The sequence below is a fragment of the Halosimplex halophilum genome (assembly GCF_004698125.1).
GTDB lineage: Archaea > Halobacteriota > Halobacteria > Halobacteriales > Haloarculaceae > Halosimplex > Halosimplex halophilum.
In genome coordinates, this window is record NZ_SRHV01000006.1 from 259,878 (window position 1) to 268,102 (window position 8,225).

The following is an 8,225-nucleotide window of genomic DNA, read 5'->3' on the forward strand; positions in this document are numbered from 1 at the left end:
ATCACTCGGTCGTCGGTGGTGCCGACTCGGCCGACTCGCCGTTCCGTAGACACGCCGCAGGGTGATCCGCGCGCTCGTCCCCGCCCCCGTCTCCGTCGGTCGGTTCGAGCGCGGGGTCCTCGCGCTCGCAGACGCTCTCGAAGGCGTCGAGCCGGTCGGCCGCCTCGTCGGTCCGACCGGCCGCGGCCGCGTCGACCGCATCGTCGAGGAGCCGCTCGGCCTCGCCGTCGGAGAGCGGGTCCGGGACGCCGAACGCCTCGCGGACGGCCTCGGGGTCGTCGAACTCGTCGGCGCCCACGTCACCGCGCTCGACGGCGAGCCGGAGGTCGAGCACCCCCCGGAACTCGCCGTCCCGGAACTCGAACCCCTCGGGGGGTATCACGCGGTGACACCGCGGGTGGAACGAGCAGCCGGCGGGCGGGTTCGACGGGTCGGGCACGTCGCCGGTCAGCTCGACGGCCGCGTCGCGGGCGTCCGGGTCCGGCTCGGGGATGGCCGACAGCAGCGCCTCGGTGTAGGGGTGGCGCGGGTCGGCGAACAGCGCCTCGGCCGACCCGCGCTCGACGACCTCGCCGAGGTACATGACGCAGACGCGGTCGCAGACCTGGCGGACGACCCCCAGGTCGTGGCTGATGAGCACCATCGCGAGGCCCAGGTCGTCCTGCAGGTCCGAGAGGAGCGAGAGGATCTCCGCCTGGACGCTCACGTCCAGCGCGGAGACGGGCTCGTCGACGACCAGCAGGTCGGGGTCGAGCACGAGCGCCCGGGCGAGGGCGATCCGCTGTTTCTGCCCGCCGGAGAACTCGTGGGGGTAGCGGTCGGCGTCGGCCGCCGTCAGTCCGACGCGTTCGAGCGTGTCGGCGACGATCTCCCGGCGACGGTCGGCGTCGCGCAGACCGTGGATCGCCAGCGGCTCGGCGACCGACTCGCCGACGGTGAGCCGCGGGTCGAACGCCGAGTTTGGGTCCTGGAAGACGACCTGGGCGCGCCGGCGGAAGCGGTCGCGGTCGTCGCCCGCGAGGTCGGCGACCGGCCGGCCGTCGAAGCGCACCTCGCCGCCCGTCGGCTCCTCAAGGCCCAGCAGCGTCGTCGCGGTCGTGGACTTGCCGCAGCCCGACTCCCCGACGAGCCCGACCGTCTCCCCCGCGCGCACCTCGAAGCTCACGCCGTCGACGGCCTCGACGTGGCCGGTCACCCGCCGGAGCAGCCCCGACCGGACCGGGTAGTGCTTCTCGAGGTCCCGGACTTCGAGGAGCGGCGCGTCAGTCATCGCTCACCCCCAGCTCCGGGGGGAGCGCGTGGTCCTCGCCGTAGAGCAGACAGGCGACCCCGTGGTCGGTCGCACCCGCATCGGTGTCCCCCTCCGGACCTCCCTGCCCTCCGCTGTCGGTGTCGGCACGGCCCCCGTCGACGGCCCGGAACGCGGGCTGGTTGCCCCCGATACAGTCGTCGACCGCGTGCGGACAGCGCGGGTGGAACCGGCAGCCGTCGGGCGGGTCGGTCGGCTCCGGGATCGACCCGCCGATGGTCTCCAGCGCCGCGCCGCGCCCCGGGAGACAGGCCAGCAGCGCCCGCGTGTACGGATGGGCCGGGTCGTCGAACAGGTCGTGGACGCCGGCCGTCTCCATCACCTTCCCGGCGTACGTGACGACGACGCGGTCGGCGATCTCCGCGACGACGCCCAGGTCGTGGGTGACGAACAGAAGCGCCATCCCGCGCTCGGCCTGCAGGTCCGCGAGGAGGTTCAATACCTGGCGCTGGATGGTCACGTCCAGCGCCGTCGTCGGCTCGTCGGCGATCAGCAGGTCGGGGTCGGCCGCCAGGGCCATCGCGACGACGACCCGCTGTTTCATCCCGCCGGAGAACTGGTGGGGGTAGTCGTCGAACCGCGCCGCGGCCTCGCCGATCCCGACGCGGTCGAGCAGCGCGACGGCCTCCTCGCGGGCGGCCGCCTTCGACACGTCGCGGTGGATGCGGATCGCCTCGACGACCTGCTCCCCCACGGTGTAGACGGGGTCCAGGGCGTCCTGGGGGTTCTGGAAGACGTGGCCGATGCGCCCGCCGCGGTAGGATTCGAGCTCCGAGACCGAGCAGTCGGTGAGGTCGGTCCCGTCGAAGCGGATCTCCCCGTCGACGGCGGCGGAGTCGGGGAGCAACCGGGTGATCGACTCGCAGGCGACGGTCTTGCCCGACCCGGACTCGCCGACGAGACACACCGTCTCGCCCTCGCCCACGTCGAAGTCGACGCCGTCGACCGCGCGGACGACGCCCTCGTCGGTGTCGAAGCGGACCCGCAGGTCGCGGACGTCGAGGAGCGGGTCGGCCATCTACCGCACCTCCTCCCGGGGATCGAGCACGTCCCGGACCGTGTCGCCGAAGACGTTGAACGAGACGACCAGCCCGACCAGCAGGAGGACGGCGGGGACCGAGGTCCACCACTGGACGTGCCAGGGCATGTGCCGGCCCTGCAGGCTGACCCGGAGCAGTTCGCCGAACGAGGCCGGCCGCGTCGAGTTGAGCGCGAGGTACGCGAGGCCGACCTGCGCGAGCACGAGCAGGGGGATCCGCCGCGTGAGCGCGGTGACGATGGTGGCCGTCGAGTTCGGGACGACGTGGCGGCGGACCACGTGCAGGTCGCTCGCGCCGGCCGCCCTCGCGGCGCGGACGTACCCCTCGCTCCGCCGCTGCATCGCCTCGCCGCGGACCAGCCGGGCGATCCCGCCCCAGTCGAGCAGCCCGAACACGAGCACGAACGCGAACGCGCCGCCGTCGGAGATGCCCTCGACGTTGCCGAAAAACAGCGTCGCGAGGACGATGTAGACGACGATCGCCGGGATCGTCTGCTGGACGTCGACGTAGCGCATCACCAGGTCGTCGACCCACCCGCCGTAGTAGCCGGCGACCGTCCCCACCGTCGTCGCAACGGCGGCCATCACCACCGCGGTTGCGACGCCGACCTTGACCGCGACGTGCATCCCGCCGATGAGTCCCTCGACGACGTTCTCGCCGATGCGGTTCGTCCCGAGCGGGTACTGCCAGGTGCCCCGACAGACGCCGTCGACGACCGGGCCGACGCAGGAGTAGCCGTCGGTGGCGCCCATGTTTACACCGGCGAACACCGGCGGCTGGAGCCGCGCGTCGAGCTTCGCGTAGGTGAACTGGAACAGTTCCGGCCCGAGCACGCCGAGCAGGGCGAACAGGACGAGGTACCCGAGCGCGAGGACGCCCGCGGGCCGGGCGAGGAACGCCCGGACGTGCCGGGCGGTCCGGTCGCGGTCGGCCACCAGCGGGACGAGGACGTACCGGGCGAGGACGACCAGCGCGGCGACGACCAGCCAGCCCGACCGGTTCACGTCCCACCCGACCAACGGGATCGTCTTCTCGGGTTCGACCACCAGGTCGTAGGCGAGCAGGCCGACAACCGCCAGCAACGCGAGCGCGAACCCGGTCGTCCTCGCGGACGGCCGCCGCCGGCCGGGCGCCGTCGCGTCCCAGTCGACCCGCGCGAACTCCGGGGGATCGGAATCGCTGGAGGGCATGCCCACTCATGGCACACCCGGCCAAATCAAATTTTATACCGTGTGATGACAAAACACGGCACGACAGATGGCCCCGCTACCGTCCGCACGCAACGGTCCCTCCTGCCCCGGTTTCGCCGCGAATCGGCCCGTCCCCCCGGTGTTCCCCTCGGAGGAGGGACGGGTCCGATGAGCTACGCACGGTATCTCCTCCGGCGCGCCGCCTTCGCCGTCCTGTCCGCGTATCTGGTCGTGACGATCACCTTCTTCGTCATCGCGAGTACGGTCAGGCTGCGGCTGCAACAGCGCCTCGCGCTCGCGTCGTGGGGAGGGGCGACCGAGGAGGAACTCGAATCGATCCGGGAGGGGTTCGTCGCCGCGCGGGACCTCGACACGCCGATGCACGAGCGCTACGTCGGCTGGCTGGTCGACGTGACCACCCTCGACTGGGGGTATTCGTTCGCCTACGGCCGCCCGGTGATCGCGGTCCTCGACGGCCGCGTCCAGGCGACGCTCGGCTACGTCCTCCCGGGCGTCGCCGTCGCGGTCCTGGCGGGCGTGCTGCTGGGGCTGTTCGCCGCGCTCGCGAAGGACGGCGCCTTCGACTGGTCGGTCCGCCTGGTCGCCTACGCGCTGTTCGGCGTCCCGGTGTTCATGTTCGTGATCTACCTCCGGTACCTCTCCGGCGAGGGGATCATCCCCGTCGGCCTCGGCCGCTGGGCGCTCGCGACGACCGCCGTCGCGGCGAGCCTGCTGGCCGGACAGGTCAGGTTCGCTCGCGCGTCCGCGCTCGAACAGACCGGTCGGGCGTTCGTGAAGATGCTCCGCGCGAAAGGCGCCGACCGCCTCCGCCTGGCGCGTCACGTCCTCCGGAACGCGGCGATCCCGATCGTCTCGCTGTCGATGACGGAGCTGCTGGCCGTCCTCGTGTTGAACATCTACATCATCGAGGCGGTCGTCGGGATCCCCGGCCTCGCCGAGGCGAGCCTGCGCGCCATCCGCGAGAGCGACACCGCCCTGGTCATCTGGACGACGCTGGTCGTCGTCTTCATCGGGATCACCGGCAACTTCCTCCAGGACGTGCTCTACGGCTCGCTCGACCCCCGGGTCCGGACCGAGACCGAGCGCCAGTGAAGACGGGGTCGACACCGACCGAACCGGACGACCCGTCGGGAAACGGGCCTCAGCCGCGCTCGACGAACACCGCGTCGGCCGACGTGTGTCCCCTGTTGAACGACACCACCTTCGCGCGGATGGGGTCGCCGACGGAAACCCCGGAGGGAACGTCCTCGACGAACAGGACGAACCCCTCGACTTTGCCGACCGCGACCGTCCCGCCCGAGTGGTGGTCCGAGAACTCGGTCACCCCGACCGTGTATGACTCACCGATCTCGACGGGTGGCTCCCGCTCCTGTGCCGCCTCGTGGGCCCGCTCGGACGCTCGACTCTCCGACGACCGACGACGCCGAACCGCGATCGCGGCGAGCGACACCACCACGAGGCCCGTCCCGGCGGCGATCCAGACGTACTCCATGCCCGGCCCTCTCCGCGGACCGGCATGAAATCTGTGGTGTCGCGAACGGAGCGACGGGACACCTCCTCGAACCGGGGCTCCGACGATCGTTCCGGGAACTATATATCAGATTTCTGTCCTTCGAAATGAAGGGAAACGCATCGTTTGTTCCGGCCGACGATCCGATCGGTTCGTCGGCGAGCGATCGACCCGTGTTCGGGCTGTAAGGACGAGAATGTCCGGGTCTGACCAGCTGCGGCCGATACAGTCGGTTCACACGCGATCACTCGACCCGAACCCTCCGATCGGCACTCTCCCCGTCGATTTGCGGTTTTCTTCCCTCGATAGCTGCCGATCTAGGTCACCACGCCGGATAGATGTCTGTCGGTATCTGAATATAGTATCAGACAGGGATCGGATACGCGACAGTCACGACCGGGTGATCCTCCGAGAGCCGTTCCCTGCCCGGCATCGCCCCCCTTACAGTCGTATCTCTGTAATTTACGGTCGTCTCTCCGCGATCCGGGCGACCGGTCGCTCGGGTACCGGCGGATCGCTCGGGGAGTTCGCGCGAAGGAGAAGGGGCGAATGCGACGGGGACGAACGCTCGACGACAGTGGGTAACCGGAGTCTCGGAGCGAGTAATCGGACCGTGTGCTCCGCTGTTGCGAGTAACGGTGACTTTCCCCGTCGGGAGCGAAAGAACGGTATCGCCGGTTTATCACGACCCGCCTCGTAGGATGGACCGCGACGCAGGCGACGCGCCCCAGCGAGACACACCATGAGTTTACACGAAATCTCGGGCGGACGGGATTCGAATCGCGAACGCAACGATTTCCCTCGGGACAGCCCGGAGGCGAGCGGTCAGAGCGACCGCGCCGCCGCTCCGGAAGCGGCCAGCCACCGGTCGCCATCGAGCGGTGGACCCGACGGATCGACCGGAGCCGACACCGGGGAGTCTACCGTCAGCGCCGGCGAACGAGCGACTCCCGACGCGGCCGACGAGCGGGAGCCCGGACCGGCGACCGCCGAGGGACGCTCCGCCGACGCGGGCCCGACGGAACCCGTCGCGTACGTCCATCCGCTCGAGGAGTACGAGCGTTCGAAACCGGACGGCGCCCGGGAGAGCATCGGAATGCAGTCCCAGATGGGACGGTCTTCGACCGACCGTTCGTCGGCTCCTTCCTCGGGACTCCCCTCGGAGATCGCCCGGTTGCAGTCCTCCCGCGCCGACGAGGCGCAAGATTCCGACGGTTACGATCCGGCGTGTGCACAGGCCTCCTGGTTTCTCGCGATCCGCCAGCGAACGGACGTGCGTGTGCTCAGGGCTGACTCCGGCGACGAGTAGGAAGGACCCGACGCGCAGGGATCACGGCCCGTCGAACACCTGACCGGTCACCCGACATCGACTCTTAGCTCGACAGCCGTCCGTGCAGTTGTCGGCCCCCGGGGGGAATCGCCAGACCGCTCCGGAGGACCGACGCCAACTTCACGGACACCGTGTTTCCGGTGAACCGAGGGTGAGGATAGTCGAACCGCCGTTCGGGGACACCGGATTTCCGGTGAAACCCGAGTAACAGCCCGTTACTCGACCGAAACACACCGGATTTCCGGTGAATCGGGCAGTAATGTGGGATTAGTGGAACGAACGGGTGGTAGGCCGGACAGTCAGTGGACGGGACCAAGGAGGGGAGCCGACGGGACAGGACGGGTGCACAGAGACAGCCGGTGCCTCACTCGATCGTGTCGGCCAGCACGTCGCGAACGACCTCGGGGTCCTCCAGGAGTTTGTGGTTCGTGTAACTGCCTTCCGCACTCCCGCCGCTGTGGCGGGACTGCTCGATGATGTCGAGGAAGGCGTGTTCCTTCAGCAGGTCGCGAACTCGCCGCAGCGAGAGCGTGTCCGAGCTCTCCTGGCGGCAGATCTCCTTGTAGACGTCGTAGACTTCGGTCGTTCGGAACCCGTCCTGGTTGTCCTCGTTGAGCGAGAGGACCGTCAGCGCCTGGAGGACGTACCGGGAGTGGGGCGTCGAGCCGCGGATGAGCTCGCGGAACCGGTCGGTCTCGGCCCGTTCGCGGGCGTCGACGACGAACTCCTCGGTGACGCGGTCGGCCCCGCGTGACTGTGCGATCTCGCCGGCGTACCGCAGGATATCGATAGCCTGCCGGGCGTCACCGTGCTCGCGGGCGGCGAGCGCCGACGCCTTCGGGATGACGCCGTCCTCGAGGACGCCGTCCCGGAAGGCGTCCCGCCGGGCCTCCATGATCCGGTTGAGCTGGGTGCCGTCGTACGGCGGGAAGACGAACTCCCGCTCGCAGAGGCTCGACTTGACCCGCTCGTTGAGCTGCTCTTCCTTGTACTTGATCTTGTTGCTGATGCCGATGACGCCGATCTTGCAGCCCTCGATCTTGCCGGCCTCGCCGGCGCGGGAGAGCTGCATCAGAATGTCGTCGTCCTCCAGTTTGTCGATCTCGTCGAGGATGACGAGGACCACGTCGTAGCACTCGTCGAGGATCCGCCAGAGCCGCTTGTAGTACGTCGAGGTGGCGATCCCCTTGTCGGGGATCTTGATGTCGGTCCGCGACCGGTCGTTGAGCGTCGCGGCGATGGTCTGGACCGCCTGCGTCTCCGTGGAGTCCTGGGCGCAGTCGACGTAGGCGAACGTCGCGGCCACTCCCTCGTCGTTCGCCGTCGACGTGAGCCGTCGCGAGACGTGTTTCGCACAGAGGGATTTCCCGGTGCCCGTCTTGCCGTAGATGAGTACGTTGCTCGGGCTCTGTCCGAAGATGGCGGGATTGACGGCGTTCGCGAGGTTCTGGATCTCCTCGTCGCGGCCGACGATCCGGCCCTCGTCCGGAAGGTGGTTGATCTCGAGCAGTTCCTTCTGGACGAAAATCGGGTCTTCCCTGATGAACAGATCGTCGGAGCCTGACATGCGATTGTGACACCGTGTTTCCGGTGAAATCACTTTATTCTTTCCTAGAGCGCGGAAATTCGGTGGGGGATGGGTGAGGAGAGTGGTGAGACACACACACCGGGTTTCCGGTGAAACGGGGGATCGGGGTGGGGGAGGGGTGCAGTTGAAACGGGGGTTCGGGACCGGGCCCGGACCCGAACAGGTCCGTGAAGTCCACGAAGGACAGCACGACGCGCGACGCGAAGGACAGCACGACGCGCGACGCGAAGGACAGCA

General features: G+C 69.1%; 6 protein-coding genes. 1 reads left to right on the forward strand and 5 read right to left on the reverse strand.

What is annotated here, in order from left to right:
• Position 1 precedes the first annotated feature (1 nt).
• From E3328_RS21470 to E3328_RS21480, 3 genes are read right to left on the reverse strand one after another with little or no spacing between them, the layout of a single operon-like run.
• On the reverse strand, positions 2-1,270 hold the full coding sequence (locus tag E3328_RS21470; protein ID WP_135366489.1) for an ABC transporter ATP-binding protein: 1,269 nt from the start codon (positions 1,268-1,270) through the stop codon (positions 2-4).
• Complete coding sequence (locus E3328_RS21475) at positions 1,263-2,327, reverse strand: ABC transporter ATP-binding protein (RefSeq protein ID WP_135366490.1); 1,065 nt, start codon at positions 2,325-2,327, stop codon at positions 1,263-1,265. The genes E3328_RS21470 and E3328_RS21475 overlap by 8 nt, the downstream gene beginning before the upstream one ends.
• Positions 2,328-3,539, reverse strand: coding sequence for an ABC transporter permease (locus E3328_RS21480; protein WP_135366491.1), 1,212 nt, complete (start codon positions 3,537-3,539; stop codon positions 2,328-2,330).
• A 168-nt stretch (positions 3,540-3,707) separates the two neighbouring features.
• Here E3328_RS21480 and E3328_RS21485 point away from each other — a divergent pair, with 168 nt between their 5' ends.
• The gene (locus tag E3328_RS21485) at positions 3,708-4,652 is read left to right on the forward strand and encodes an ABC transporter permease (protein ID WP_167837499.1); all 945 of its coding nucleotides are present in this window, start codon (positions 3,708-3,710) and stop codon (positions 4,650-4,652) included.
• A gap of 49 nt (positions 4,653-4,701) precedes the next feature.
• Here the strand turns inward: E3328_RS21485 and E3328_RS21490 are convergent, their stop codons facing one another.
• Together E3328_RS21490 and E3328_RS21495 are read right to left on the reverse strand one after the other, a co-directional pair.
• Complete coding sequence (locus E3328_RS21490) at positions 4,702-5,052, reverse strand: TRAM domain-containing protein (protein ID WP_135366493.1); 351 nt, start codon at positions 5,050-5,052, stop codon at positions 4,702-4,704.
• 1,712 nt (positions 5,053-6,764) lie between these two features.
• Positions 6,765-7,967 (reverse strand): Cdc6/Cdc18 family protein, encoded by a 1,203-nt coding sequence (locus tag E3328_RS21495; protein ID WP_135366494.1) that lies wholly within the window; start codon positions 7,965-7,967, stop codon positions 6,765-6,767.
• Between the last annotated feature and the right edge of the window lie 258 nt (positions 7,968-8,225).